This window comes from Kitasatospora sp. NRRL B-11411 (assembly GCF_000721345.1).
Classification (GTDB): Bacteria; Actinomycetota; Actinomycetes; order Streptomycetales; family Streptomycetaceae; genus Kitasatospora; species Kitasatospora cineracea.
Map to the genome: position 1 here is coordinate 83506 of NZ_JOGH01000009.1, position 25818 is coordinate 109323.

A 25818-nucleotide genomic window follows, 5' to 3' on the forward strand; every position below is an offset into this window, starting at 1 on the left:
CCTACCGCTGGCGTGCGACCGGCTGGTGGTGCTGGCCGGTGCTCCACTCGCGAGGTGCGGTCGGCTCCAGCGCCACGTGGGGCAGGGCAGCCGAGCTGGCGCGGACGGCCGAGTCGCGGCTGGACGGGAGGGTCGCTGGGGGCGCGGTTTGGACGACCACGCCGAGGAGGTCGGCGGGGCAGGCGTAACCGATGCCCTCGCTCTGGAAGGACCGGACGGCACGGGTGACCGCGACGCTTCGCGCGGCCAGCCCGGTCACGTCGGGGGGCAGTTGGAACCGGACGTCCGTGGTGGTGGAGTGGTCCACGAAGCCCGCCTCGCGCAGAAGCTGCTCTGCGCGGGTCTGGGTGGCCAGCAGTTCTTCGCGGCCGGGAACGCCGAGCTGTTCCAGGCGCTGGTACACGGCCGCGAGCATCGCAGGGACGCTGCCCCGGTTGTGCTCGTGGGGACCGCCGGGCTCGCTGTCGTAGATCACTTCGAACTGGTCGGTGGCGTCTGGGTGGTCCCGGGTGACGTGCCAGCTGTCGGGGAAGCCGGAGACGGCGTCTGCGATCTTTCCGGTCTCCTGGGGCGGGGAGATCGTCAGGTGGCTGCCGTCGGGCAGCAGGACGTGGACGATGTAGTCGCTCAGCCCGAAGTCCTCGACGCATTCGAGCCCGCGGTGTTCGAGCGGGCCGGTGATGTGCGGATAGCGTCGGCTGATCCGTGCAGCGTCGATGGTCCTGGGCGTGAACGGCCCGTACACGTAGGCGTTCAGCTCGTCGGGTTTCTCGGTGAACAGGACCGTCACCTGGGGCTCGGATTCCACGTCACTCTCCTCTGCTGCACGGGGACGGGTGTGGTGCGCCCGCCGACGCAGCGTCGATCACGTCCGTCGGCGGGCGGATCACCAGATTCCGCGCCGCGCGGCCGGACGCATCCGGCCGATCTTGTGCTAGTGCCGCGTCAGGCAACGTTCGCCTCGTCTTGAGGTGTCGCCCGGTTGCTGTGCCGGGTGGCACCGGGCCGTCAGAATGATCGCGTGGCTGAACGCGTGCAGGTCCGTGAGATCGACGACGACGAAGGCAGACGGCTGCTGCGGATCGTCCGCAGGGGCACCGGGTCGGTGGTGACCTGGCGCCGGGCCCAGATGGTGCTGCTCTCCGCCCAGCGCATGCCCGTGGCGAAGATCGCCGAGGTCACGTTCACCAGCGCGGACCGGGTCCGCGACGTGATCCACAACTTCAACACCGACGGCTTCGAAGCGCTCTACCCGAAATACCGGGGCGGGCGCCCGAGGACGTTCACGCTGCCCGAGCGCCGGGAGATCAAGAAGATCGCGAAGTCCAAGCCGGCCGAGCACGGCCTGCCGTTCTCGACCTGGAGCCTGGCGAAGCTGGCCGACTTCCTGGTCTCCGAGGGGGTGGTCGACGACATCAGCCACGAGGGCCTCCGGGTCCTGCTCCACCAGGAGGGCGTCTCCTTTCAACGTGTGAAGACCTGGAAGACCTCCCGCGACCCCGACTATGCGGCCAAGAAGGCCCGCGTCGAACACCTCTACGCGATCGCCGACGGCGAGGTCATACCCGAGGAGGGCGAGCCCGAAGTCGTCTTCTGCCTGGACGAGTTCGGGCCGCTCAACCTCCAACCCCACCCCGGCCGGCAGTGGGCCGAACGCGGAGGCAAGGGCAAGGACCTCGCCCGCGAGCCCAGACCCCGGCGGCGGGCGACCTACACCCGCCCGCATGGGGTGCGGCACCTGTTCGCCGCCTACGACCTGGCCAAGGACCAGCTCTACGGCCACATCAAGAAGACCAAGAACCGGTCCAAGTTCCTGGAGTTCTGCCGTTACCTGCGCTCGCTGCACCCGCCAGACGTTCGGATCGCGATCGTCTGTGACAACTACTCGCCGCACCTGACGACGAAGCGGTGCCAGCGGGTCGGGACTTGGGCGGCGGCGAACAACGTGGAGATCGCCTACACCCCGACCAACAGCTCCTGGCTCAACCGGATCGAGGCCCAGTTCACCGCCCTGCGCTACTTCGCCCTCGACAGCACCGACCACGCCAGCCACAAGGAGCAGGGCAGCATGATCCGCCGCTACATCATCTGGCGGAACAAGCACGCCGCCGACCAGCGCCTACGCGAGGTCGTCACCAGGGCAAACGTTGCCTGATACGGCACTAGGCACCTTTCGGCGAACGGGAAGCCTCCCGTTCTGGGGTAATTCGCTCCGCGTTCGGCAACCGCGGTGAGAGGCTTGGCGCCGTGAATTCGAGGAGATATCTCGGGCAGGCGGGCATGGAGGCAGCCGTCCTCCCCTCCCGGGCGGCCTATCTGATTGCAGACGGCAGCGCGGCCGGGTTCCGTACGGCCGTGACGCAGGCCAGCAGCCGGTGGGGCGGCATGACCGAGCCCATCGTCGAGGCCCTGGCTTCGGGCCTGTCCCCGCTGCACGAGCAGACCGTCCGCGTCGCCAAGGTCGAGGCGCTCGTCAACATCGACGCCGACCCCCTGGCCGCCGAGGAGATCGCTGCGGGCCTGGGGCTGCCCCTCGTTGCGCTTGCGGACATGCGGAAGTACGCGGTGGTGTTCACCTGCTCCCCGGCCGAGGTAAGGGAGTACACGGATCCGGCGTACGCCCCGATCGCGGCGAGCCCGACTGGGCAGATGTGGCAGCTGGCCGTGGCCGGTTGCGTAGAGCCGGGCCATCGCGAGCACGCGAGGGTGAGCGAGCGCGAAGACGAGTTCGGCCAGTGCCAAATGCACAGCAACACCCGGATTCAGGGCACGGTCGCACAGTTCGGTGAGTACCAGAGCACCACCCCTGGGCACACCCCACTGGTCCTGTGGGTCGTCGAGGGCGAGGGTCTGGCGGACAGCCTCGACTTCTGGAACACCCGGGCGCTGCGGCCGGTGGACACGATCGACATGCCCATGCTGCTGCTGCCCGGTGCCGACACGGTCAAGCACTGGCTCAACTTCCCCGAGCAAGTGGCTTATCTTCTTGGGTCTCGCCCCGGCCAGTTCGCGCCTGACGTGGCACTCGTCAGCCGCTCAGCGTCGCCCGAGCAGTTGCTGGAACTCGCCTCGGTGCTCGGCTTGGTGCCCAGCCACGAGGAGCCGAAGGCCGGAGCACGCATCCCCGCGCCGCCAGCCCGGAACGCCCCGTTCACCTTCCGGACGGACCTAGACCCCACGGCCTGGGTGACCCTCGAACGGCACTACGGCGTACCGACGTCCTTCGACGTCCAGGTCTTCGCCGACGGACCGAGCACCCTGCGCTTCACTCAGCCCGTCCGGTTCAACGGGCACGCCGGGGCCCTTGTGAGGATCTGGGGCGAACCCCTGCTCGGCCTGCCCGCCCGTCCGTCCATCGCCCGCCTTGTCCACAACGACGCCGAGTGGCGGGACGGCAAGCTGCAGCTCGCCTTCCTCCCGATGAGCCATCAGATCGCCGTCCAGATGACGTTCCCCCTCCTGACGCAGGCCACGGAGCAGCTTCTGGACGACGTCACCGCTGCGCACCAGCTGTCCTCTGCGGGACGGCTGGGGACAGCCTTGGCCGAGCGTGCCGACAGCTCCGTGCTTCTCGAACCCGGTGTCTACGAGGCGGCCATCGCCCTGACCACCCCGCGCTCCAAGGAGCTGCTGAAGCGGCTTCAGGAGCTACGGGCGGATGGCGCCCCGGACGCCGACCTCGCTGAGCTGGCCGCCACGTGGGGGGGTCGGTCCGAGCGTCGCTATCTGCCCGCCGACAAGGTGCCGAACGTCAGGGCGGAGGACCGGGCAGCGGCGCTGGAGCGGCTGTGCGCGCTCGGGTGGGCCGAGCGCGGTCTGGAGAGCACCTGCTCCTCGTGCGCCAGCCGGTCGTTCGTCCCCCTCGGCCAGACCAGCGGTTCCCCCCAGTGCCCTGGCTGCGGTGCAGTGTCCGCCTACCAGTCCGGCGGCGCGCCGACCGTGGTGCACTACCGGCTCGACAGCTTCACCGACCGGGCCAGCGACAACGGCCTGCTGCCGCATCTGCTCGTCATCGCCGAACTCTGCCGGCGCAAGCCCCGCTCCCATTTCCTCCCTGGCACCGACGTTACCTTCGCCGACGGCAGCCAGGAGGAGGTGGACATCTTCGGGGTCTGGGACGGGAAGGTCCTCTCCGGGGAAGTGAAGACCTCGGCCTCAGAGTTCAACGAGGCCCAGCTCCGGCGCGATGTCGCGCTTAGCCAGCGGCTCGGTGCGGACGTCCACCTGCTCGCCTCGGTCACCCCAGTCGGCGTGGCAGTCCGGGACACGGCGCGGAAGCTGTGCGATGCGGCCGGGCTGGAGTTGGAGGTTTTGGACCAAGCCGACCTTCGCCCGGCCGCGCAGAAGCCGGTCCCTGCGACCGCGGCCGACGGCCTCGGCTGGCTGCGTGCCGCGATGGCCGAGCTGGCCTCGGTGCTCGACAAGGGGAAGTCCGTCAAGCGCGGTCAGGTGGCGCAGATCCTCAAGGCTGCCTCCGGCGGTGCTGCCCCGGTCCCCGGCCACATCGAGGCCCTTACCTGGGCGCTGACCCAGCACCGAGACGCTGCCGCGGATCTTCTGCCCGGCCTTCTTGAAGCCCTCGACGCGGCAATTCATGAGCACGACGCCACGGAGCGGGAGGCATAGGGGCCACTCGCTCGCTACCAGCCGCCGAGCAAGCGCAGGCCGGTGCGGTGGCACAGGTACCAGCCGCTGACCGGGTGGCCGTCTTCGTCGTGCCAACTGACCTGCGCGGACCAGCTGAGGCTGCCCAGTCGCAGCCTCCAATGTTCGATCCGGGCGGGGCGCCACTGCCCGCCGACACGGATCTGCGCCCGCGCACAGCGGGCTTCCGCCGGCCAGGTCCGGCCAGGCCCGATCAGCAGCGCGGCCGGCGCGGGCAGCGCGTCCCCGTCGGCGTTCCCGAGGGTGCGACTGCCGGTTCGGGGGTGCGGGAGGGCTGTACTCACAACGGCATCGTACGCCTGTTCTATTTTTGTTTTCTGCTCCCCTCCGTGCTCCGGCGGGTGCCGGAAACACCGAGGACGCCAGCCCGGCCGGGCTGGCGTCCTCGGTGCTGCTTTCTCAGAGCGCGACCACGCTAGCGTGTCCCCGCCCTGGCGGCGTGCCGGGGCAGTCAGCGCCTCGGGCGTCGCCGCGGCGCGGGGGCCACTGCGGCAGCCTGCCCGGCCTGAGGGCTGCTGCCGCGCTTCGCAGCGGCAGGCTCGGGGGCGGCCGACAACCCTGCGATCCGCCGGACCCGCCACACCATCACGGCGGTGACCGAGTCGGCGCTGTCCAACTCCCGCCAGGACTTCGCCTCATCAAGCAGCGCGGCCGGATCGTGGCCGGCGGCCTCGGCCTCGGCGAGGGTCGCGGCGAGCGCGTCCCAGCCCTCCCTCTCCCGTGGGACACCCTCGGTCTCGGCGAGCCGGGCCCGGATGATCTCGGCTTGACGCTCGCGGACCTCCGGAGGCAGCCTCCGGCCGCCTTGGGCCATCGCAGCCATCGGCCTGGCGGCGACCGTCCTGTACGCCGCCCGCAGCTCGCGGGCGGCGGCCGTGGCGGCGGCGGCCTGCTGGGCGTGACCGCGCCCTGAATGCCAGCGGGCGGCGGCGATGGCCAGCAGGACCAGGGCCGACAGCAGCATCGCGGTCGCCCCGCCGTCCTCGCCCCGGTTGGTGGCGTAGCCGTTGGAGAGCATCTGCCGGGCGGCGTAGCGCAGGGCGCGGTTGTCGGCTCGCTCGGCGCGGACGTGGCTGCGCGAGGCGCGCTCGAACGCCCGTGCTGCGGCCAGGAGCTGGGCCCTGGTGTCGGCCGGGGCGCGGATGGCGATCACGTCGATCACCTCGATCGCTCCAGCGAGCTGGGCCGCGACTTGTCCGTCGTCGCCTTCGTCGATGGCGCGGGCGGCGGACTCGACCGCGTCGGCGGCGCCGCGTCGGGCCTGAGCGGCCCGGGAACCCGGCACGCGGGCCTGGCCAGTCGCCGCGCCAGCGGGTTGTGCATTGTCGACGGCCTGGAGCGGTCCGGTGCCCAGACGCTTGCGGATGCGGGGCAGGGACAGGTCAGGGGCGAGCCGGGAGCCGCCGAAGAACACCGGTTGTCCCTGTGCGTTGCGATCGTCCGGGTGGGCGACGGAGTACCCGAGCACGTCGCCCGATGGTGCGATCTTGAGGCTGACCAGGAGGCCGGCGGTCTTGAGCCGGTCGAGGAACTCGTCCTCGTCGGCGGCGCCCGCGACGGCGCGTCGGACGGCGTCGCGCAGCTGGAGCCGGACGGGTTCGCCTCGGCCGAGCCGTTGCGCCTTGTGGCCCTCGGCGCTGGTGGGCCGCTTGGCGGCGGTTCCGTCACCCTGGTTGAGCTCCTTGAGGCCGAAGTCCTTCTCGATCTGTCGGCATTCGGCCTGAGCGCGCTCCGCGTCCTTGTTGAGGCGGGCTTGGCGCAGGTCGCCGCGCACGATGGTGGCCATGATGTGGATATGCCGGGGGTCGTGGCGGACCGCGATCCAACGGCAGCCGTCGGGGTCGCCGGGCTCGGCGATGCCGGCTGCGGCGACCACGCGGCGGGCGACCTCGGCCCACTCCTCGTCGGTGAGGAGCCGGTCGCCGGGGTCCGCGCTGACGGGGCAGTGCCACACGTGGCGCTTGGGCCGTCGGTCGCCGAGCTGGTTGACGCGCAGGTCGAGGGCGGCCTCCAGTTGCGAGAGCGTGGCGGCCGGGTCGCGGCCCGGGTCCGGGGCGAAGCCGTCCCAGCTCGCGACGATGTGCGGGTCGACGTGTTCGTCGTGCTTGCCGGGGCCGAAGAGGTAGGCCAGCAGTCCGTACGTCTTTGACCCGCGGCTGATGTCAGGGACCACCGTTGGCCCTGATGGCGAGCTGGTAGGCGGTGCGGTCGACTGTGGCGATGGCGGCGCGGACCGCGCCGAGCGTGGCGTCGAGGTCAGCGGGTCGAACCTGGCCGCCGGAGTTGAGGGCGAACGCGATCTGGTTCAGGTTGTTGCCGACTCGGGCCAGGTGGGCGCGGGCGGAGACGAGGGTGTCGACGGCTCGGTCGAGTTGGTCTTGCGGGTCGCGGGCGCTGCTGTGGCCGCGGGCGGCGGCGAGCGTGCTGGTGGCGACGAAGCGGGAGACGGTCTGCTCACGCTGTTCGGCAGCGGCGGTGATCTCGTCGCGCTCGGTGGTGTTGAAGCGGGTGACGATGCGGTGGGGGCGCTGCTGGGCGTCGCGGTGGCGGCGGCGCGGACGGCGCACGGGCGTCAACTCGGCTTCAGCGTCTTGGGGTTGTGGCGTGATCGCGGCTTCTCCTTTCCTCGGTTCCCGGAGCGCCCTCGCTCCGGGCTCCTGGGTGGAGCCGAGCGCCCTCGCTCGACTCCACCCAGGTCCCTCGCCCCCGTGGGGCGAGGGCAAGTGCCTGGGGTGGCCCGTAGGGCTGCCCCAGGCGATAGCTTGCTGCGCCGTCGGTGCCCGGTCCCCGTCCCGCTGGTGCAGGTCAAGTCACCTTCACGGCAGCCGATTTCACCGCGCGCCGGAGGTTTCCAGCTGGTAGTCGACGAGCAGCTCGACGGCGTACTCGATCGCGTCCGGCGGCGTCTCAAGGACGAACTGCGGGCCGCTGCGGGTCCGGCGGACGATCCAGCTGCCGTCGCTCGCCCCTTCGGCGGTGTGCAACAGCCCTTGGTCGCGCAGCAGGGTCATCAGGCCGGTGGAGAGGTGTTCGTCGGTGGTGCTGTTGGCGGTCAAGTCGCTTCCTCGGGTGGGATGGTGGCCTGTTCGGCCGGTTTCGGGGCAGTCAGCGTCGGGCCGGCGGGGGTTTGCCCTCGATTTCCTTCAGCTCTCGCAGGAGCTGGCCGAGCGCGGTGTTGTTGATCGGGACGTTCTGGGCCCGGAGGCCGGCGCGCAGGGTCTCGCGGGTCAGCCGTCCCTCGGCGGTGGCAGCCACGGTGCGGCCGATCGGCAGCAGGGCCTTCAGTTCGTCCTCGCTCAGCTCGCGCTTGCGGGCTCCGCGGTCCGATCCAGCTCCGGTGCCGGGGACGGGGGACGGGGAGGCGGGGACGGGCTCGAAGGTGGTGGCGGCCTTCGGGACGGTCCCCGGTCCCGGCCCCGGCCCGTCCCCGGCGGGGACGGTCGGTGTGCCCGGGGTCTGCGCGGTCACCGTCCCGGGACCGGTGTCCTTCACGGGGACCGGGCGGGACCGGGTTTCGGGGTCGGTCCTCGCTCGCTCGGTCCCCGGTGTCGGGACGGCTCGCAGTGCGGTCGGCCGCGCGGGGACGGTCCCGGGGTCGGCCTGGCGCTCTGCTGCGGCGTTCGCCGGGGCGGGGACGGCCGGCGGGGACGCGGGTGTGCGGTCCGGTGCGGTCGCGGTGGTCTCGCTCACCGACCCGGTTCCGTCGGATTCTCCCGGGAGGGGGGCGGGACCGCCGTCGGGGACCGGTGCGGGCCCGTGCCGGGGACCGGATTCGGCGGGTGGCGGGACCGCCTCCGTGGGGACTGCGGGGGGCGCGGCGTGCACCTGCGGGGCGGTTTCGGTCCCGGCGGGGACGGTTCGCGCCGGGTTGCTCACCGGGGCCGGGGTGGTGGGGACGGTCCCTGTCGGTCCGGGGACCGTCTGCGAGGTGGGGGCCGTTCCGTTCCCGGGGACCGTCCCGGTGGTGGTGGCGGGCGCGGAGGTCTGGGGACCGGGGACGCTCCCGCCGAGGGTCGGTTCGGTGCCGGGGACGGGACCGGTTTGCGGTTGTGTCCCCGGGACCGTGGCCGGTCCCGGTGGGAGGGCAGCGGACTCCGCGGGGGCCTTGGTCAAGGACACCGGGGACGGCCCGGGGACTGCGGGTAGTTCGGGGTGCTCGGTTGCGGGTGTGGGCGCCACGCGGTCGAGAGCGGCGGCTTCGGTGCGTCGGTTCCACCACCGAGTGCGGACCGCGGGATTGGCATGGGCACCTGTGGTGGAGGTTCCCCGTCGGCTCCACCAGCGGGTCTTGCCCGGCCCAGGGGCAGCCGAGCCGGTCTCGGGGTCTGCGTCGGCCCCGGAGGTGTGCCGGGACATGACGATGTAGAGGTGGGTGGCGCCGCCCAGCACCAGCGGGGCGATGGTGCTCAGCACGCCGACGGACCAGTCCGGCAGGTGCAGGCCCTCGCTGGCGGGCGCGAGATCGTTGAGGCGCACGGCGTGGGTCCAGTTGGCCCAGACGCTCGTGGCCGTGGCGCTGCCGAATACCGACCAGGTGTAGATCCGGGCCCTCAGCGGTGCTTCCTTCAGCACGACCAGCGCCCTGGTGCCGTAGGCGATGAACCCGTCGATGGCGACGGGGAACAGGTAGCTCAATTCTGGACGGACGTGCATGGCCACGGCCATCTGCTGCAGTGCGTCGTAGGACAGGGCTCCGCCGACGCCGCCCATGACGCCGATCGCCGCCTTGTCCCACCAGGACATGCCGGTTGCGGGCCGCTGGTCGTCGCTCACGCGGCCACCGCCCGGCTGGCGGCCAGCGAAGCGGCGATGCGCTGCTCGCGCCGGACCGAGAGCGGCTGGTTGGCGATGTTGGAGCGGGCCTCGCGCAGGCGTTCCAGGCCGTACTTGCGGCTGATGCCGAGCACGGGCGCCCAGGTGTTCACGTCCAGGTCGAGGATCGCGGCCACCGTCACGACGGAGAGGCGCTCCGGCCGGGAGAGGTGGACCGACCGACCGGCGAGGGCGTCGCGGACGCGCTGTTCCTCCCAGCGGAACACGCCGGCGCTGCGGTGGAGGGCGAGACGCTCAGCCTCGGAAAGTCCGCCGCGGATGCCCCAGCGGTCGTTCAGGTCCAGGGCCTCCTCCAGGCACTGCTGGCTGACGGGGCAGGCGGCGCAGGTCGCTTTGGCTGCGGCGGTCTCCTCAGTCTCGCCGGGGAGGGGGTGGAACTGATCCGGGTTCACGGTGCCGACGCAGGCGGCGTCGGTCGTCCAGCTGTGGTCACGGCGGCGGCCTGCGAGCTGGATCGGGGTGGGCTGGGTGTCGGGCACGGTGCGGTGGTCTCCGAGGCGGGCCTGCGGGGGCAGGCGGTTGGTCGGTGGCGGCTCTGCGGTGGTGGCGGGGTTTGGGCCGCTCGGTTGCTGGTGGCAGGCACGTGGGCTGTTCTGGCCAGCGCGCGGACCTTGTGCTCGATGGCCGGGGTGGCGAGCGGGTCGGCGGGGGCGCGGGTGCGGGCTGCTCGTAGCTGCGCGAGGGCGCGCTGGTAGCCGGGCGAGGCGTTCTTCCGGGGTCTGAGCGGTCCGGGCGGGCGGCGGTCCGGCCTGGTGGTGTTGGTGGTCGGCGTGGGCGCGGCCCTGCCTCCGCGGTCGGCCAGGACGTGGATGTCGCGCGGCTCGTGGGGCGGGGTCATCGGGGGGCTCCGGTGGTGAGGTGGCTGGAAGTGCTGGCGAGGCGCACGACACGCTGGACGAGGTCGGTGCCGTAGATCTGCTCGGCGCTGTCCCGGCCGGCGAGGGTGATGGCGGAAATGACCAGTTCTGGCTGGCCTGCGAGGTACTGGCGCCAGGCAAGGGTGCGGATTTCGGCCTGCTCGGCGTCAGTGGGCTCCGCCGGAAGCTCGGCGAGGTGCGGCTTGGGCTTGGAAGCGGTGAAGGCTTCGCCGACCAGGCGGCGCACCGCGTTGCTGCGCGGCGCGGACCACGAGCTGCTCCACTCGACGTGGCGCTCTCGGCTGGCCTGGGGGCTGTCGCGCCACCAGGCGACCAGGTTGGCGCGCTTGGCCGGGGTGTCGAACAGCTTCTCCACGCCGATCAGGCGGGCCGTCAGGAAGCCGCTGGGCCGGTGGATCCGGTCGGAAGGGGCGCGCAGGGCGAGGACGGCGATGACCTCGTGGGCCGTCCAGCCCGCGTCGGCGAGGTGCCGTGCGGCCCAGGCCACCCGCGCGACCGGCGTGCCGGCCAGCCACGGCACCTGCCGGACCAGTTCCAGGCCGAGCTGGTAGCGCCGTCCAACCGCGTTCAGCGCCTTGCGGGTTCTGCCTCTTCTCGTCGGGGAGCTGCTGGATTTCCCGCTTCGAGGCTCGTCCTCAGAGGGAGAAGAAGTAAGTGCTGCAGGAGAGACAGTGCAGGAACCACCCTCCATTGGGGTGCAATCTGAACTCGCAGAAAAAGAGGGCTTCTTGGTGCTGCGGGCCTTGCGGCGCACGGTGCGTGCGGCCTTCTTTCCGAGCCGGGCCAGCTGGGCGCGGCCGTACTCGGAGACGCCGACGACGGCGCGGATGAAGGTGTCCGAGGGCACGGTGCGCAGGCCCAGGGCCTGGTCGAAGGAGGAGGGGATGGTGCGGGCGAACTCGCTTGCCAGCGGGCGTCCTTGACGCACGCGCGTGCCCTTGACGCGGTAGGCCAGCAGGCCCGCTTCCCGCAGGATCGCCATGTGGTACTTCACGGTGCGCGCGGAGACCTTGAGGATCCGGGCGAGGAAGTCGATGCCGGGCCGGCAGGGGGTGAGCTGGGCGAGCTGCTGGGCCAGCAGCACGGTGGTCGTGCCGAAGCGCGGACCGTGGCTGCGGACCGGTATGCGGGTGCCGAGGTCGTGCGCCCAGTGGACGGCCTGCATCCAGGTGTAGGGGTCAGGGGCGATGCGCGAGCCGGTGGTGGAGATCCACTGCTCGGAGTCGGGGACGGGCAGGCCGGGGCCGCCCAGTGCCCTGTCTGCGGAGGTGCGCGAGGGCATGAGGGAGCTAGGCATGGAGGTGGAAGGTTTCGCCTGGTGCGCGCGGCACCGGCCACCAGGGCAGGCGGTGCCGTCAGCGCGGAACGGGTGAGGGCGAGTGAAGGCGCGTCAGGGCGCGGCTGCTCCGGCAACGGGACGGTCCTGTCCCGGCTCGGGTGTGCCTGCGCGGCGCGGCCGTCCGGGGGCGGCGAGCCGGCCCGTCGTCGGACGTGGTGAAGGTGAAGGCTCAGGCTGCCAGCGGGAGGTCCCCGCCGCCGGCGGCAGCGAGAGCGGTCAGCTCCCCGGTGGCCAGGTCGAGGCGGTGGGGGCATCCGCGGTCGAGCGGGAAAGCGGTGCTGATCCAGCGGGCCATCGCCTGGCGGATCGCCAGCGGCTGGGGGACGTGTCGGCCGTGCGCGTCGTACGCCTCGGCCGTGCGCGGCAGGCCGCTCTCTGCGGCACTGTTCAGGCGCACGGAGGCGGCGCCGGGAGCGAGCCTGGCGAGGATCTCGGCGAAGGCCACGGAGGTGGTGGCGACCAGGCGGCCGTCACCGGCCCCGGTTGTGCGGATCGAGGAGGACATGCGAGACTCCTGGGCTGATGTCCGGCCGCGTTGTGAGAGGCGGAGGCCGGCGTCGGACGTGATCGACGTCCTCGCATGCGGAGAGGTCCGGGAGCGCCAACTCCTGGGCCCTCCGCCGAGGGCGGCCGAAGCCGCTGCCCTACCGGCATGACCGGCGCGCCAGCGATGGCATCCCCCAGATGAGCAGGCACGATACGCCCCCCACCAGGGATTCTGCACTCTAGTTTCCCTTCGGCGAGATCAACGTACACCAGAGTTCGCCAGAATGGGACACTAAAGTTCTGGCCCTGGCGTGCATCCGAGCACTGTTGGGTACTAAAGTGCGCCCGTGGGACGATCCGACACGGAGGGCAGTGCGATGGGCGGACAGGCAGACAAGGACAAGGGCCTTGCGCAGATTGCCGAGCGCCTCGACCGCCTCTTCGAGGAGCGCCACCCCGACAACCGCGGCCCGTACACCGTCGGCGAGGTCTCCGCCGGCACCGGGATCAGCGACACCCTGCTCCGGGGCATGCGACGAGGGGACAAGACCAACCCCACGATCGACACCCTCATGAAGATCGCAGCATTCTTCGACGTCCCTCCTACGTACTGGGTCTCGGACGACCCGGGCAAGGAGATCGCCGGCCGCGACCTCCAGCGCGCCATGGAGGACGCCGGTGTCCAGTCGATCGCCCTGCGCAGCAAGGGGCTCGACGCCCGCGGCCTGCGCTTCGTGAGGGAGTCGATCGACATGGCACGCAGCTCGCAGGGCCTGCCTCCAGTGGAGGAGCCGGGCGAGCCGACGCCCTGAGCCCTCTTCGGCAACCGGCCGGAGCGTGACGAAAATTCTACGCGCGGAGATCCACCGGGGCGCATTCCTGATTGCCCATCAGGAATTCCCCCCCCTCCCAAAATGTGATAGCTCCATCCCTTGGCACAGGGAAATGAATCCACCCAGGAGATAGCGGGAAGGAATCCAACAAGGGGAAGAGAGTGATGCATATCACCCTCCCCTTTGACATGATCCCGACTTATTACTTTCGGTAGTGAAAGATCCGGAGACTGTCCGTGACATCCCCGGTGGCTTCCGATATCACCACAGGTCACAAGCCGACCAGGCGCGACGTTGAGTAACCACGCAACCCCACACCGTCCAATATTCGGACACCCGGGCAGGCAAAAGACCTAAACGATCTTTATGCGATGTGCTTAACATCCTCACGTTGCCATCGCACCGAGCCGCCAAGTCCGACTCGGAATCCGGGTGGCAAGTTCATGATCATTTTCTTGGGAGGGGATCGTGCATGCCGAATCGCTGCGCACCGCTTGCGAGGACCTTCTGCTGCACCTTGACCTGCCTCATCGGTTCACAGAGGCCGAACTGATCGAGGCGGTCTCCGCCCGCGTTGGCCGGCGCATCGAGTGCCAGCCCAAGGCGATGCAGGAAAGCGACGGCTGCGGCCTGCGCCAGCGCTACGACGATCGCGAGGTCGTCTTCTACGAGCAGAGCGCGCCACCACTTCTGCGCCTGCAGATCATCGCCCACGAACTGGGCCACATCTTGTTCGACCATGCCGGCACCGTGAACCGGGCCGACTTCAAGACGGACGCCCAACTCGCGTCCGAGATCGACTGGATGGGCGCGCTCGGCATCTCGGCGCGCACCTCCTACAACACCCCCGAGGAGCAAGAGGCCGAGTTCCTCGGCTCTCTGCTGGTCTCGCGGATGGTCCGCGAACGCAAGACTCCCTCAACCCGCCCCGCCGCCGCCTCCGAGCGGTGGGCTGCCATGTACACCTAAGACGAGAGAACAGCGCCACCGTGATCTCCCTCATCACCTTCGGCCTGCCCGCCCTACTGCTCGCGGCTGCCGCCTTCTGGATGCGCCCCCGCCCCGACGGGGTGCCCAGACCTTCCAACGCCGTCGCGACGGCCGTACTGCTCGTCGCCTGGGCGATCGCCATCATCGGCTTCAACCCCCTGGTCCAGGACGCCGCCGACCTCGTAACCCGTGACCTCGCCAAGCTGATCAGCAACGCCTTGATGCTGTGCGCGAGCCTCGCCGTCGTCGGCTTCCTCTTCGCCCTCAACCACGACCCCGCGCCGGCCCGAGCCAAGCTCCGGCCCCGGCTGCGGCTGCTGGCCTTGACCGTCGCGGTGATGAGCGCGGCGTTCTTCTCCACCCCCGCCGACCGGCGGTGGAGCAGCCCCTTCACCAACACCCACTGGGGCCAGGCGCCCGTCACGCTCGCGGTGTACACCATCGCCTACGTCGCCTTCATGGGGCACGCCACCTACGACGCCCTCGTACAGACCTGGCGGCGCAGCACCGAGACCGACTGGCGTGTCCACAAGATCGGACTCAAGGCCGTTGCAAGCGGATGCTCCTTCGTCCTCGTCTACCTGCTCTACAAGGTCGTGAACTCCGCCGCGAGCCTCGCCCACGTCGAACTCTTCCCGGGAGGCCCGCGGTGCACCTCCCCGGTGACCCCCTACCGCTGTGCTTTCAGCTTCACGGCCCCGTTGACCGGCGTGCTGCTGATCACCGCTGGACTGACCGTGCCCGCGATGCTGTGGCCGCTGGCCAAGCGCAGGCTCACCGCTTGGCAGCGGCAGACCGCCCAGATCATGGCTCCCCTGTGGCAGGACCTCACCTCGGTGGACCCCGACGTCGTACTGGCCACCCTCGGCGACGACGCGGAACCCGACCTCGTCCTGCACCGCCGCACCGTCGAGATCGCCGACGGCATCCTCAGCCTTGAGGAGTACCGCTCCCGGGCGGTGAAGAGGGCCGCCGAGGAAGCCGTGGCCGACGCCGGCATCACCGGCATCGAGGCGGACGCCGTGGTCGAAGCAACGGTTGTCGCTGGCGCCATCCAGGCCGCTCGCTGGGGCGCTCGCGCCCAATACGACCCCGCGCCGCTGGCCGACCAGGGCTCCGCCCGCGAGGCGGACCTGGGGAAGGAGGCTGTCTGGCTACGGTTGGTGGCCGAGCAGTACACCTCGAACGAGATCGTTCACCGCATCGCCGCAGCGCACCAGCCCCCCGCGTTGGACGCGGCATAGGAGCGAGCACCATGGCCAGCCCCTTCTCCGACCCCGCCTTCTACCGCGACCGCTACCCCGTCTACGCCGCGCTGCGGCAGAGGTGCCCCGTCGCGCAGGTGCCCCTGGGTGGCAGCTCGGGGACCGCGACCGTGGTCACCGGGTACAACCAGGCCCGGGCCGCACTCGCCGACCCCCGGCTGTCGAAGGACACCACTGCGTTCTTCGCCGACCGTCCTTCCGGGAGGGCGCTGCACCCGGCGCTGGCCAGCACCATGCTCAACAGCGACCCGCCCGACCACACGCGGCTGCGCCGCCTGGTCACCCGGGCCTTCACCCCGGCCCGCGTCCAGCAGCTGCGTCCGGCAGTGCTCGCTCTCGCCGAGGAACTGGTCGACGGCTGGTGTCCCGGCGACCGGGTGGACCTGATGGAGGGGCTGGCCGTACCGCTGCCGGTCACTGTGATCTGCCAGCTCCTCGGCGTCCCCGCCGCCGACCGTGAGAGGATCCGCCGTTGGTCGTCGGACCTGCTCGCCACCGGCGACCACGAGCGGATCGACGCCGCCTCCCACGCGCTGGCCGACTACATGGGCGGCCTCGCAGCGGCCAAGCGCCGGGAACCCGACGCGGCACTGCTGTCCGCGCTGGTCGCCGTCCGCGACGAGGACGGCGACCAGCTCAGCGAACTGGAGCTGGTCTCCCTATCGGTACTGCTCCTGGTCGCCGGCCACGAGACGACGACCGCAGCGATCGGAAACAGCGTCCTGGCTCTGCTCCAACACCCCGAGCAGCTCGCGCTGCTGCACGCCGATCCGAACCGGATCGCGGGAGCCGTCGACGAACTGCTGCGCTACGACTCCCCGGTCAGCATCGCGACCTGGCGGTGGGCACCGGCGGACTCACGGATCGGTGACGCGGAGGTGCCGGCAGGCAGCCCGGTCTTCGTCAGCCCCGGCGCCGCCAACCGCGACCCGGGCCGCTTCGCCGACCCGGACCGGCTCGACCTCGGTCGGCCCGACGCCCGAGCGCACCTGGCGTTCGGTCACGGCATCCACCGGTGTCTCGGCGCGCCCTTGGCCCAAGCCGAGGTCGAGATCGTCCTGCGCCTGATGCTGGAGCGCTTCCCCGGCATGCGCCTGGCCGAGCCAGCCGAGCAGTTGCCCTGGCGGCACTCCCGGCTCGTACGCGGCCTGGAAGCACTACCCGTCCGGCTGTAGCCCGCTGCCGCCGCCCCGCCCGTGTGACCACAGCGGCCCACGGCGGGCCGACACGGGCCCGAACGCTGTCGCCCGGTCCATCGGGGCCACCCTGGTGGACACGGGCGCACAGCGGGCTTCAGCGCCGCGAACTCGCCATCGCCGCACGCACCTTGGCCATGCCGCGCGCGGTCACCTGGGCACCATGCTCCTGGGCGACGTCGTTCCGGCCAGCGCCTCGGCAACTCCCGCACAGCCCCGGCTCGGGCAGCGGGTCGCGGCACAGCTCGCACTCCGCCAGCCGCTGTCGCAGAGCGGCGGACCGCCCGGCGGGCTTCTTCCGCTCCAACCTCGACCGCACCACCGCGATCGGGGAGTGCACCACCTCGGGCAGCCCTGCGAGCAGCGCCTGCCGCAGCTCGTCCTGCGAGGCCCCGCGATCCATCCACTCCCGAACCAGCGGAGCGAGCGCCGCCGCCTCGGCGACACCCAGCGGCAGCCTCCGCTCCGGCCGTACTGCTCTCAGCAGGACGTTCACCGCCGCGAGCGACTCCTCGTCGAGGTCCTCCGGGCGCTCTGGAGGCACAGCACGGCGGAGCTGGGGAGTCTGTTCGGGAACGCTCTCCTCCCGCCCGCCCTCCTCGTCGGCCGGGCTCGCGTCCGCGAGCGGTGCCGGGTCCTCGTCGGAGGGGAGGGAGGGTTCTTTCACCAGGTCCTTTGGAAGGACGCCACGATCACCGCACTCCGACTCACCGGAGCCCGGCGCAGTGGCACCCGGCAGCAGCCCCGTCTGCGGGCGGTCGAAAACGTGCGCCTCGGAACGGACCCGGCCGTTCGGCAGACGGATGACCTCCACGCGGTAGTACCCCCAGGCCCGCAGCTCATCCAGGGCCGCCGCCAAGGTCTTGCGCCCCTGCGGGCTCGAGTCCGCCATCTGCCGACACGTCTCGCGCCAGTCGTCCGGGCGGGACAGGAGGTCCACCAGCAGCCCGCGGGCCGTGTAGCTCATGGAGCGGTTTTGCGCCAGGGCGTTGGGAACGATCACGAAGTTGGACGGGTGCGGGCTGCGGTGGATACGCAGGGAGGGCCTCCTCGAAACCTCAGCCGGGCCACTCCAAGCCGAGGGACGACGGACCATAGCCAGGAAGCCCGCGCAAGTGAAGCTCATACAGAGCGACCTTGATCACAGAGCCCGACCTGGTGTCATGCTCGCCGGCCGAGCCCCGAGCGGCCTGGTACCTCGGGGCCGAGGAGCCTCATCGACCGATCGTTCTGCCGAAAACCAAGCGACCGGTACAGTTGCTCGCCATCGGCGCTCGCGGTCAGAGCGACCAGACTGCAGCCCTCCTCCCAGAACCAGGCGAGCAGGCTGGAGGTGACCGCTCTGCCGAACCCTTGGTGGCGGTGGTGCGGTGCCGTTAGTACGAGGTGGACGTACCCTGTGCGCCCGCTGTATGTCGGCCCCGGCGGTGCCCGGTAGATGCTTCCGAGTGCGGCCGATATCGGCTGTCCGGTCGGACCGTCGACGACGAATGCCGCCATGTCCTCAGCGCGGTCAAGCCCGTCTGCCAGGTATGCAGTGAGCTCCTCGAACCAGGGGCCTGCGGGAGGTGCCGTGATCATTTCCGCGCGGATGCGGGCTATCGGCAGCGCGTCCTGCCCTGTCGCTCTCCGTACTGCCACATCGCCTCGTCCTTCGATCAGGTGACCTTGCACTTCGCCTCGGAGTGCCGAGGCGGCGTCTACCGCCAACCATCAGGTCAACACCGATCAGTGTGAACGGCAACTTCGCGCCAGCCCGCGCCGCTAACGTGTTTCCATGACTGCTGCTCCTGTGCCTGTTCGCGTCCGCTTTGCTCCGAGTCCCACGGGCATGTTCCACGTCGGTGGTGCCCGCTCGGCTCTCTACAACTGGGCGACGGCACGACAGCGTGGCGGCAAGTTCGTCCTGCGGATCGAGGACACTGACGCGGCGCGCAACCGCGAGGAGTGGACCGAGGGGATCATCAGCGCGCTCGCGTCGATCGGGATCTCGAAGGCTGATCCGGCGTTCGAAGGCCCCTACTTCCAGTCGGAGAACGAGGCTCGGCACCGCGAGGCCGCCGCCGGGCTGTACGAGGCCGGCCTCGCGTACTACTGCGATTGCACGCGCGACCTCGTTGCCGAGCGCACTGGCTCCCAGCAGCTCGGCTACGACGGGTTCTGCCGCGATCGGGGCCTGGACTTCGAGGAAGGCCGGGCCTTGCGGTTCCGCACCCCTGACGACGGGACCACCGTGGTGGTCGACCTCATCCGGGGCGAGCCCGAGTTCCCCAACGCGGCCATCGAGGACTTCGTGATCGCCCGCGGCAACGGCAGCCCTGTCTTTCTGCTGGCCAACGTAGTCGACGACCTCGACGAGGGCATCACGCAGGTGATCCGCGGTGAGGAGCACCTGTCGAACACCCCCAAGCAGCAGTTGCTGTGGCGTGCTCTGGGTGCCGAGCCGCCGGTGTGGGCACACCTGCCGGTCATCGTGAACGGGCAGCGGCAAAAGTTGTCCAAGCGGCGCGACAAAGTGGCCCTGGAGGACTACCTGGCCGAGGGCTACCTGCCGGAGGCGATGGTCAACTATCTGATGCTGCTGGGCTGGGGTCCGAAGGACGATGTCGAAATCCGTCCGTACCCCGAGCTGGAGCAGTTGTTCCGTGTGGAGGACGTGAACGGCTCCTCTGCGTTCTTCGACGTCAAGAAGCTGGCCGCGTTCAACGGCGAGTACCTTCGGGCGCTTTCGCTCGACGAGTTCGTGGCGGCCTGCGCGCCGTGGCTGTCTTCGCCTCGGGCTCCGTGGACTGCGGAGGCGTTCGATCCCGCGCAGTTCGCCGCGGTGGCGGGCCTGGCGCAGACGCGGATCTCGGTGCTGTCGGAGATCACCGAGTACGTCGACTTCCTGTTCCTGGACGAGCCGGTGCGGCACGAGCCATCGTGGACGAAGACCATGAAGGACGGGGCGGCGGACCTGCTCCGGGAAGCGCGGCGGCGTCTGGCCGAAGGTCCGTGGGACGCAGCCTCGCTCAAGGCCGGTCTGGAGGAGACCGCGGCGGTCTTCGGTCTGAAGCTGGGCAAGGCCCAGGCGCCGATCCGCGTGGCGGTGACCGGCCGAACGGTGGGGCTTCCGCTATTCGAGTCGATGGAGGTCCTCGGCCGCGAGCGGACTCTGGTGCGGCTGGACAAGGCGCTGGCAGAGCTTGCGTGATGCCGGCCAGCCCGCCCTGCTGCAGGGCGGGCTGGCTGTTGCTCGTCTTCGGGTACTTCAGCGCAGGTCGACGAGGCGGTGCTCGGTTCCCTCCGGCTCGGCGGGCATCGACCACAGCGGGCAGACCGGGATCGTGGTGCGGTCGCAGTCGCTGCTGATGAGGGTCTTCTGCAGGTGGTCGTAGGCCGCGCAACCGCCCCCGCAGGTGGAGCTGTGCGGGCAGCTGCGGCAGTTCGCCGAGATCGTGTTGACGAGGGTGAGTTCGCTGATCCCGTCCTGGAGACGGGGGCGGATCGCCCCGTCGCGGAACTCGCCGTAGTGGAGGTCGGTGTCGAAGAACGCGGAGCAGATGTAGACCCGGCCGTCCGGGAAGATGGCGAGGCGTTCGAGGTTGCGGGCGGTGCAGCCGCCGTATCCGGCGGCCCGCAGGGCGGGGAGCTGGTCGGGGTTGGCGAACGCGGGCGGGTAGAAGACGCGCACGCGGCGGCCGGCGGCGGCTTCGCGGATCTGCGCGCACAGCTGCACCCATTCGTCCGGCGGGATCTGGAAGTGGGGCTTGTCCAGGCCCAGGCCGGTGGGGGTGAAGTAGTGGAACGAGAGCATCTCCAGGCCGATGGAGTCGGCGAGGTCGATGGCCTCGAACACGTCGTCCCTGTTGGCGGTGGTGACGGTGAAGATGGCGCGGGTCTGGAAGCCGTCGGCGACGGCGCGCTTCATGCTCGCGAGCAGGGGGCGCCAGGTCTTCTCTCCTCGCATCTGCTCGTGGGTCTCCTGGCGGGCGCCGTCCATGGAGAAGGAGAAGGAGTCGAGGCGGCCCTTCAGCAACGGCCAGGTCTTCGGGGCGATGAGGCCGTTGGAGGTCAGGACGGCCTTGTAGCCCTGGGTCTTGCAGATGTCGAGGATCTCGCCGAACTGGGGGTGGGTGGTCGGCTCGCCGCCCAGCAGGTAGACCTTGTACTGGCCGTAGGCGACGCGGAGGCTGGAGAGGATGTCCTCGACCATGGCGGGGGTCATGCGCCGCTCGCGGTCGAGGCGGTCGCCCATGTAGCAGTGCTTGCAGCGCAGTTGGCACTTCTCGGTGATGTAGAGGAACAGGAACGGTTCCTTGGCCGCGGTGGCGTGTGCGGCGGCGTGTTCGAGGGTGTCGGTCACGGTGGTGGTCTCCTTGGTCAGCGCAGGGCGTGCAGCGAGTCGTTTTCGCGGGCGCCCCAAGCGGAGACCGTCCACAGGATGCACAGCGGCGTGGTGTCGCGGTCGCAGGAGTAGAAGCCGTCGTCCTGGTAGGCGGGGATCTGGGAGTACGCGGGGCAGCCGCCGCCGCAGGTGTCGGTGTTGGGGCAACCGGTGCACACGGGGTCGGCGGCGAGGTAGGCGTTGAGCTCGTTGTTCGGGTCGGGGTTCAGGACGAGCCGATCGCCGTCGAAGGTGGCGTAGTGCCGGCCGTTGTCCATGAAGACGGGGCAGGCGAAAACGGTGCCGTCGGGGTAGACGTGCGGGCGGTCGAGGGTGCGGGCGGGGCAGCCGGGGTAGCCTCGGTCGAACCAGGCGGCCTGGTCGTCGGCCTTGACGAAGGTCGGCGGGTAGTAGACCGCCAGGCGCGGCTCGGGCGGGAAGGCTTCGATCTCGGCGCAGAAGTCCATCCACTCGGTGGGGCTGAGCGGTTGGAGGAAGCGGGCGCCGTTCCCCGTCTTGCCGAGGTTGTGGTAGCTGAGGGTGTGGGCGCCGAGTTCGGCGAGGAAGGGGATGAGGTCGAGGGCTCCTGCTCGGTTGGTCTGCGAGACGGTGCACATCACGCGGACCTGGTAGCCGAGTTCGCGCGCCTGGCGGATGTGGCGGACGACCTTGTCGTAGTTGGTGGGGTTGCCGCGGATCTTGCGGTGGATGCGCGGGTCGGCGCTCTCGAGGGAGAAGTTGAAGCTGTTCAGGGCGCTGGGCGGGATCTTGTCGAACAGGTCGTCGTCGAAGTCGCCGTTGCTGCTGATGGTGACCTGGTAGCCGCGCTTGCGGCCCTCGCTGACGATGGCGGGCAGCTCGGGGTGCATGGTGGGCTCGCCGCCGAGGAGGTAGAGCTTGTCGTGGCCGCCAGTGATCCGGAAGTAGTCCATGATCTTGACGGCGGTCTCGACGCTCATGGTGTTGGCGGCGTTGAGGCGGTCGTTGCCGACGTAGCAGGTCTTGCAGCGCAGGCTGCAGGCGGTGGTCGGGTAGAGGAAGACGAACCGCTCGCGGGTCTGGCGGTAGATCGGCAGCCGCGGGGTGGGCATGCCGAGGGAGACGGTGGTCATCGGTGTCCTTCCGGTTCGGAGTGGAGGAAGGCGAGGCACTGTGCGGCCAGGAGTTGGGCCAGGGTGGTGCCGGCTGCGGGCAGCGGGCAGGTGGTGCCGTCGGGCGGCGCGACGGTGACAGGTCCGGCCGGGCGCAGGGCTTCGGATCGGGCGGGCAGCTCGGTGCCGAACCAGCGTTCCAGGCCGATTCCGACTGGGGTGTCGGTCCAGTCGTCGGCGGAGTCCCGGTTGCGCCACAGGTCGGCGAGCTGTTGCTGCGGGCTGCCGGACGGCAGGCGTAACAGGCCCTTGTGCGGCTGGATCCTGGGCATCGGCCAGGCGGAGAAGTAGGCCGCGGCTCGGGCTTCGAGCGCGGGAAGCAGGCCGGCAGGGTCGTGGACAGCGGTCTTCGGGTCGGCGAGGAACTTGAAGACCACGTCGCCCTTGCGGAACACCGACAGCGGGCAGTCGGCAAGGTAGCAGGCGGACCTCTGAATGGCTGGCACGGCCGCGATGCAGTGCTCCGTGAAGGCCAGCAGGGTGTCGAGGGTGTCGAGGGTGAGGATCTCTCCGCAGTGGTCGAAGTCGAGGCCGGCGGCCAGGTGGAGGTCGCGCAGCCGTTCGGCGAGGAGCCGTTCCCTGCCGTGGTTGCTGCGGGCGGTGACGACGAACAGGTCGATGTCACTGGTCGGTTTGTTGCTGCCGCGCGCGTACGAGCCGCCGACGAACGAGCACAGGAGGTCGTCGCCGAAGATCTCGGCGGTGGCTCGGCTGGCCGCCAGAACGGCCTGGGCGCCGGTCATGAGGCCAGCCCGGTGGCGTCGTGGGGGCTGCCGATGATGGCCTCGGCTGCGGCGAGGCCGCCGACGGCTGCTTGGAGGATGCCCTGGGCCAGCCCGGTGCAGTCGCCGGCCGCGTACAGACCCGGGGCCGTGGTCTCAAGGCTGTCGGTGAGGCTCAACTCGTCCCAGAGGTTCTCCAGTTCGAGGCCGATCACGGCGACCTGCGCGGCGGCGTGGCCGCTCAGGTGGGTGCCGTTGAAGTAGGTCATCAGGTCTTCGAAGGCGTCGCACAGAGCGGTGTGGATGTCCTGGGGCAGGATGCCCGCGAGGTCGGCGACCTGGTAGTCGCGGAGCGAGGGACGGAAGCCGCTGAGTTCGGCGAACTGCTCCAGGCCGGTGCAGGCGAGGGAGCGGCTGCGGAAGTCGGGGTACCACTGGAGGACGGGCTTTCCCGGCCGATCGGTCCTCAGCTTCCGGTACGGCACGAGGAGGTTCTCCTCCACCCAGGCGGTAGTGCGCGGAGCACCGTCGGGGGCCCGAAGCTGTGCCAGCAGGGCGAAGTTCGCGGTGCTGCCCGTCTTCGCCTCGGGGATGACGTGGCCGTCGAGGAGCGTGTGGTCGCCGTAGTCCGTGAACTTGATCCGGCCGCCGCCCGGTCCGACGCAGTAGCAGAACGTCTTGATCTTCACGCCGTTGGTGACGATGGTGGTCTTGAAGTCCTCGTGGATGTCGGACCCGCGCCGCAGCAGTGCCGTCGGGGCCTCGAAACGGACTCCCACAGAGGGTGCGGGCGCCCAGTGGGAGAGTTCGAGGCGGCGCAGCGCCTGCTGCCACCAGCGTTGGCCGCGTCGTCCGACCGCGACGACCACCGAACTCGCGTGCACCGTCTCGCTGGTGCCGGCCTGTCCTGCGGTCTCGGCCCGCCACCCCTGCCCGAGCGGGTGCAGGGACGTGATCTGGGTCTGCATCCGTAACTCGGTGTTCGGGGCAGCGGTGATGCGGCTGTGGAGCCGTTCGATCAGTGCGCGGACTTGGTCCGCGCTGAGCGAGGCCACCGGATAGTCCTTGATCTTGAAGGGCCCGGTGGTGGGAACGGCTCCGCGGAAAACCGGCTGCTCCGTACCGCACAGTCGCCGCACGGCCTGGTCGGCGAGGGCGTCGGCCCGTTCGGTGCCGAGGAGTTCGGCGAGGCGCCTGCCGCTGGGGAACTGCGAGAGCTTGACCCCGTCTCCGTAGTGGATGGAGCCTCCGAAACCGGAGATCACGTTGCAGATGCCCTTGCAGCCGTTGCAGGTGCGCATGAGGTCCACCGGGCAGGCGCGACGCTGGTAAGGGCGCCCGGCGTCGACGAGGAGAACCCGCGTGCCGTTCTCGGCGAGGCGATCGGCGGCGACCAGCCCCGCGGGGCCTGCGCCGATCACCAGCGTGTCGACGGTCGTGGTCAACTGCGGCCTCCGTAATGGTTCTCGATCCAGGAGGAGGCCGCGCGGGCGGCCTCGACGGTCGGCCGGTTGGCGTCCTCGATGAGGTGGGTGACGGCCGGGTGGTGCAGGTGCTGGTAGTTCGGGCGGTCGCGCAGGACCGGTGTCGCGCACAGGTCGACGACCTGGTGGCGGGAACCGTCGTCCACGAGGCGCGCGATGTGTTCGCGGTACATCGGGGTGAGTCCGGATGTCGCGAGCACCAGGTCGTATCCACTGCGCTTCACGGTGTCCGGCAGTTCCGTGATGCGCAGGACGGTCGCTCGGCCGCTGGCGTCCGGCAGGACCCGGCGGAGTTTCTTGGGGCTGCGCGTCAGGACGAAGACCCGTCGGTCACTGCCGAGTTCTTCCGCGACGGCCCGGGCGAGCATGCCGCCGCCGACGACGACCAGGTTGTCGGGGTGGACGACGGATGCCCCCAGCAGCGTGCGGGCGAGGTGGCGGTAGTCCAGGCCGGCGTGCAGGCCGAACCGGTCCCGGGCCTGGCTGGCGAGCAGGAGCACCTCGTCGCCGACGGACCTGAGGGGATGGCCGCCCGGCAACCGGTCGAAGGCCGTGCGGACCTGCTGGAACACGAACTGCTCCCCCAGGATCAGGGACATCGTTCCCGCGGCGATCCGTGCCAGCCGGGAGGCTGCGGCTTCATGCCCGGTGATCCTGCGGGCGAGGCGGATGGGGAGCGGGGCGACGGCAGCCGTCGCGGGCTCCGCTTCGTACCACTCGACGCGATGGCAGGTCTGCAGCAACAGTCCGGTCGTCGAACCGCCGGATCCGCTTTCAGCCGGCCGGAACGAGGCCCCCAGCTCCTCCCAGGTGTGGGTGGTGGCGTCGTTGAAGGAGCACCAGGCGATCCGGCCCGCTGTGCCTGCCGGACCGAACCCTTCGTCGCGCGGTGGATCGGCGGTCCGGGCCATGAATCCCTCCGTTCTGTTCGCAGGCGCTGACAGGACGCGCGCCCGGGGTCGCATGAGCCGCGCCGCAGCTCGGTGTCTGGCGACGCGGGTTGACACGGTTGGCGGCCTACCTCTGGTGTTCGGCAGAGGACAGCGTGAGGCGGACGCACTTTCCTGTGGTCAGCGGGCAGAAGTCGATGCTCGCGGCCATTCCGGCGAGCATGTGCAGCCCCCGACCGTCGACGCCGTCGTCGGTCGGATCCTTGATCACAGGCAGGGTGTTGCAGCGATCGGTGACCTCGACCACGACGCCGGCATCGGTCTCGCACACGAGCAGCTCGCAGCTGTCGGTCGCAGCGTGCTTGAGGACGTTGGTGAGCAACTCGCTTACGCCGAGAGCCGCCAACTCCTCCAGGTCCTTCTTGTCCCAGAGCTGCAGGTGCAGGCGCGTGATGCCGCGAAGAACACGGACGTCGTCGGGCCGAAGACCTGCGAGGAGCGCGTGGTATCGCCTGGTTGGTTCGGTCCCCGTGACGAACATGACCCTCCTGAGGCGCGTGGGCACCTGTATTGCGGTTGCGTTCTGTACCTGCTTTGACACTTTCCGCTCCCAAGATGATGGGGGCAGCAGGCCGTTACGGCAAGAGTGTCGGAAAGGAAACTCTGTCCTTTTCGGTGAGATGGGCATATGCGCCTTCGGGACCAACCGCTACCCTGTCC

General features: G+C 70.3%; 24 protein-coding genes. 7 read left to right on the forward strand and 17 right to left on the reverse strand.

The window, feature by feature from the left end:
• Position 1: 1 nt before the first annotated feature.
• Complete coding sequence (locus tag IH44_RS42445) at positions 2–808, reverse strand: hypothetical protein (RefSeq protein WP_051816624.1); 807 nt, start codon at positions 806–808, stop codon at positions 2–4.
• A 213-nt stretch (positions 809–1021) separates the two neighbouring features.
• Here IH44_RS42445 and IH44_RS0106755 point away from each other — a divergent pair, with 213 nt between their 5' ends.
• Positions 1022–2155 (forward strand): IS630 family transposase, encoded by a 1134-nt coding sequence (locus IH44_RS0106755; protein WP_030458489.1) that lies wholly within the window; start codon positions 1022–1024, stop codon positions 2153–2155.
• A gap of 230 nt (positions 2156–2385) precedes the next feature.
• Positions 2386–4626 (forward strand): hypothetical protein, encoded by a 2241-nt coding sequence (locus IH44_RS0106760; RefSeq protein ID WP_157852161.1) that lies wholly within the window; start codon positions 2386–2388, stop codon positions 4624–4626.
• Between the two features lie 14 nt (positions 4627–4640).
• Here IH44_RS0106760 and IH44_RS0106765 read toward each other — a convergent pair whose 3' ends face one another.
• The 8 genes from IH44_RS0106765 to IH44_RS0106800 form a co-directional block, all read right to left on the reverse strand.
• Positions 4641–4949, reverse strand: coding sequence for a hypothetical protein (locus IH44_RS0106765; protein WP_030458491.1), 309 nt, complete (start codon positions 4947–4949; stop codon positions 4641–4643).
• 167 nt (positions 4950–5116) lie between these two features.
• On the reverse strand, positions 5117–6838 hold the full coding sequence (locus tag IH44_RS0106770; protein ID WP_030458492.1) for a mobilization protein: 1722 nt from the start codon (positions 6836–6838) through the stop codon (positions 5117–5119).
• Positions 6828–7232, reverse strand: coding sequence for a plasmid mobilization relaxosome protein MobC (gene mobC / locus IH44_RS46280; protein WP_051816625.1), 405 nt, complete (start codon positions 7230–7232; stop codon positions 6828–6830). Before mobC ends, IH44_RS0106770 begins: the two co-directional genes overlap by 11 nt.
• A gap of 264 nt (positions 7233–7496) precedes the next feature.
• Positions 7497–7721: a hypothetical protein gene (locus tag IH44_RS0106780; RefSeq protein ID WP_030458494.1), complete on the reverse strand. Its 225-nt coding sequence runs from the start codon at positions 7719–7721 to the stop codon at positions 7497–7499.
• Positions 7722–7770: 49 nt separating this feature from the next.
• On the reverse strand, positions 7771–9438 hold the full coding sequence (locus IH44_RS49040; protein WP_051816626.1) for a DUF2637 domain-containing protein: 1668 nt from the start codon (positions 9436–9438) through the stop codon (positions 7771–7773).
• Positions 9435–9977 (reverse strand): WhiB family transcriptional regulator, encoded by a 543-nt coding sequence (locus IH44_RS46285; RefSeq protein ID WP_051816627.1) that lies wholly within the window; start codon positions 9975–9977, stop codon positions 9435–9437. Before IH44_RS46285 ends, IH44_RS49040 begins: the two co-directional genes overlap by 4 nt.
• Positions 9978–10332: 355 nt before the next feature.
• Complete coding sequence (locus IH44_RS46290; RefSeq protein ID WP_030458497.1) at positions 10333–11673, reverse strand: helix-turn-helix domain-containing protein; 1341 nt, start codon at positions 11671–11673, stop codon at positions 10333–10335.
• Between the two features lie 211 nt (positions 11674–11884).
• Entirely contained in the window at positions 11885–12220 is a 336-nt protein-coding gene (locus IH44_RS0106800; protein WP_030458498.1) for a hypothetical protein, read from the reverse strand.
• A gap of 328 nt (positions 12221–12548) precedes the next feature.
• Between IH44_RS0106800 and IH44_RS0106805 the strand changes: the two genes are divergently transcribed.
• The 4 genes from IH44_RS0106805 (at position 12549) to IH44_RS0106820 (ending at position 16464) form a co-directional block, all read left to right on the forward strand.
• Positions 12549–13013 (forward strand): helix-turn-helix transcriptional regulator, encoded by a 465-nt coding sequence (locus IH44_RS0106805; protein WP_157852167.1) that lies wholly within the window; start codon positions 12549–12551, stop codon positions 13011–13013.
• A gap of 489 nt (positions 13014–13502) precedes the next feature.
• Complete coding sequence (locus IH44_RS0106810; protein WP_030458500.1) at positions 13503–14003, forward strand: ImmA/IrrE family metallo-endopeptidase; 501 nt, start codon at positions 13503–13505, stop codon at positions 14001–14003.
• A 20-nt stretch (positions 14004–14023) separates the two neighbouring features.
• Positions 14024–15268: an MAB_1171c family putative transporter gene (locus IH44_RS0106815; protein ID WP_030458501.1), complete on the forward strand. Its 1245-nt coding sequence runs from the start codon at positions 14024–14026 to the stop codon at positions 15266–15268.
• A gap of 11 nt (positions 15269–15279) precedes the next feature.
• Positions 15280–16464, forward strand: coding sequence for a cytochrome P450 (locus IH44_RS0106820; RefSeq protein WP_030458502.1), 1185 nt, complete (start codon positions 15280–15282; stop codon positions 16462–16464).
• Positions 16465–16582: 118 nt separating this feature from the next.
• On the opposite strand, the gene IH44_RS0106825 is transcribed toward IH44_RS0106820, so the two are convergent.
• Entirely contained in the window at positions 16583–17452 is an 870-nt protein-coding gene (locus IH44_RS0106825) for a hypothetical protein (protein WP_232794845.1), read from the reverse strand.
• Between the two features lie 194 nt (positions 17453–17646).
• Positions 17647–18066, reverse strand: a complete 420-nt coding sequence (locus IH44_RS49630; protein ID WP_051816631.1) for a GNAT family N-acetyltransferase — start codon at positions 18064–18066, stop codon at positions 17647–17649.
• Between the two features lie 250 nt (positions 18067–18316).
• On the opposite strand from IH44_RS49630, the gene gltX reads away from it, so the two are divergent.
• Complete coding sequence (gene gltX, locus IH44_RS0106835) at positions 18317–19678, forward strand: glutamate--tRNA ligase (RefSeq protein WP_030458505.1); 1362 nt, start codon at positions 18317–18319, stop codon at positions 19676–19678.
• Positions 19679–19735: 57 nt separating this feature from the next.
• Here gltX and IH44_RS45210 read toward each other — a convergent pair whose 3' ends face one another.
• The 6 genes from IH44_RS45210 to IH44_RS46295 form a co-directional block, all read right to left on the reverse strand.
• Positions 19736–20830: a radical SAM protein gene (locus IH44_RS45210; protein ID WP_030458506.1), complete on the reverse strand. Its 1095-nt coding sequence runs from the start codon at positions 20828–20830 to the stop codon at positions 19736–19738.
• Between the two features lie 17 nt (positions 20831–20847).
• Positions 20848–21963 carry a radical SAM protein gene (locus tag IH44_RS0106845; RefSeq protein ID WP_030458507.1) on the reverse strand — a complete coding sequence of 372 codons (1116 nt, stop codon included), beginning with the start codon at positions 21961–21963 and terminating at the stop codon, positions 20848–20850.
• Positions 21960–22745, reverse strand: coding sequence for a nucleotidyltransferase domain-containing protein (locus IH44_RS0106850; protein WP_030458508.1), 786 nt, complete (start codon positions 22743–22745; stop codon positions 21960–21962). Before IH44_RS0106850 ends, IH44_RS0106845 begins: the two co-directional genes overlap by 4 nt.
• Positions 22742–24169, reverse strand: a complete 1428-nt coding sequence (locus tag IH44_RS0106855) for an FAD-dependent monooxygenase (protein WP_030458509.1) — start codon at positions 24167–24169, stop codon at positions 22742–22744. The genes IH44_RS0106850 and IH44_RS0106855 overlap by 4 nt, the downstream gene beginning before the upstream one ends.
• On the reverse strand, positions 24166–25119 hold the full coding sequence (locus IH44_RS0106860; RefSeq protein WP_030458510.1) for a hypothetical protein: 954 nt from the start codon (positions 25117–25119) through the stop codon (positions 24166–24168). The genes IH44_RS0106855 and IH44_RS0106860 overlap by 4 nt, the downstream gene beginning before the upstream one ends.
• Before the next feature lie 106 nt (positions 25120–25225).
• Positions 25226–25639 carry an ATP-binding protein gene (locus IH44_RS46295; protein WP_051816632.1) on the reverse strand — a complete coding sequence of 138 codons (414 nt, stop codon included), beginning with the start codon at positions 25637–25639 and terminating at the stop codon, positions 25226–25228.
• Positions 25640–25818: the final 179 nt, after the last annotated feature.

Excerpts from the sequence above, each read along its gene's own strand:
- IH44_RS0106760 (WP_157852161.1), top strand. The coding sequence starts at position 2,386 with ATGACCGAGCCCATCGTCGAGGCCCTGGCTTCGGGCCTGTCCCCGCTG.
- IH44_RS46290 (WP_030458497.1), bottom strand. The coding sequence starts at position 11,673 with ATGCCTAGCTCCCTCATGCCCTCGCGCACCTCCGCAGACAGGGCACTG.
- IH44_RS0106800 (WP_030458498.1), bottom strand. The coding sequence starts at position 12,220 with ATGTCCTCCTCGATCCGCACAACCGGGGCCGGTGACGGCCGCCTGGTC.
- IH44_RS0106820 (WP_030458502.1), top strand. The coding sequence starts at position 15,280 with ATGGCCAGCCCCTTCTCCGACCCCGCCTTCTACCGCGACCGCTACCCC.
- IH44_RS0106825 (WP_232794845.1), bottom strand. The coding sequence starts at position 17,452 with ATGAGCTACACGGCCCGCGGGCTGCTGGTGGACCTCCTGTCCCGCCCG.
- IH44_RS49630 (WP_051816631.1), bottom strand. The coding sequence starts at position 18,066 with ATGATCACGGCACCTCCCGCAGGCCCCTGGTTCGAGGAGCTCACTGCA.
- gltX (WP_030458505.1), top strand. The coding sequence starts at position 18,317 with ATGTTCCACGTCGGTGGTGCCCGCTCGGCTCTCTACAACTGGGCGACG.
- IH44_RS0106845 (WP_030458507.1), bottom strand. The coding sequence starts at position 21,963 with ATGACCACCGTCTCCCTCGGCATGCCCACCCCGCGGCTGCCGATCTAC.
- IH44_RS0106850 (WP_030458508.1), bottom strand. The coding sequence starts at position 22,745 with ATGACCGGCGCCCAGGCCGTTCTGGCGGCCAGCCGAGCCACCGCCGAG.
- IH44_RS0106860 (WP_030458510.1), bottom strand. The coding sequence starts at position 25,119 with ATGGCCCGGACCGCCGATCCACCGCGCGACGAAGGGTTCGGTCCGGCA.
- IH44_RS46295 (WP_051816632.1), bottom strand. The coding sequence starts at position 25,639 with ATGTTCGTCACGGGGACCGAACCAACCAGGCGATACCACGCGCTCCTC.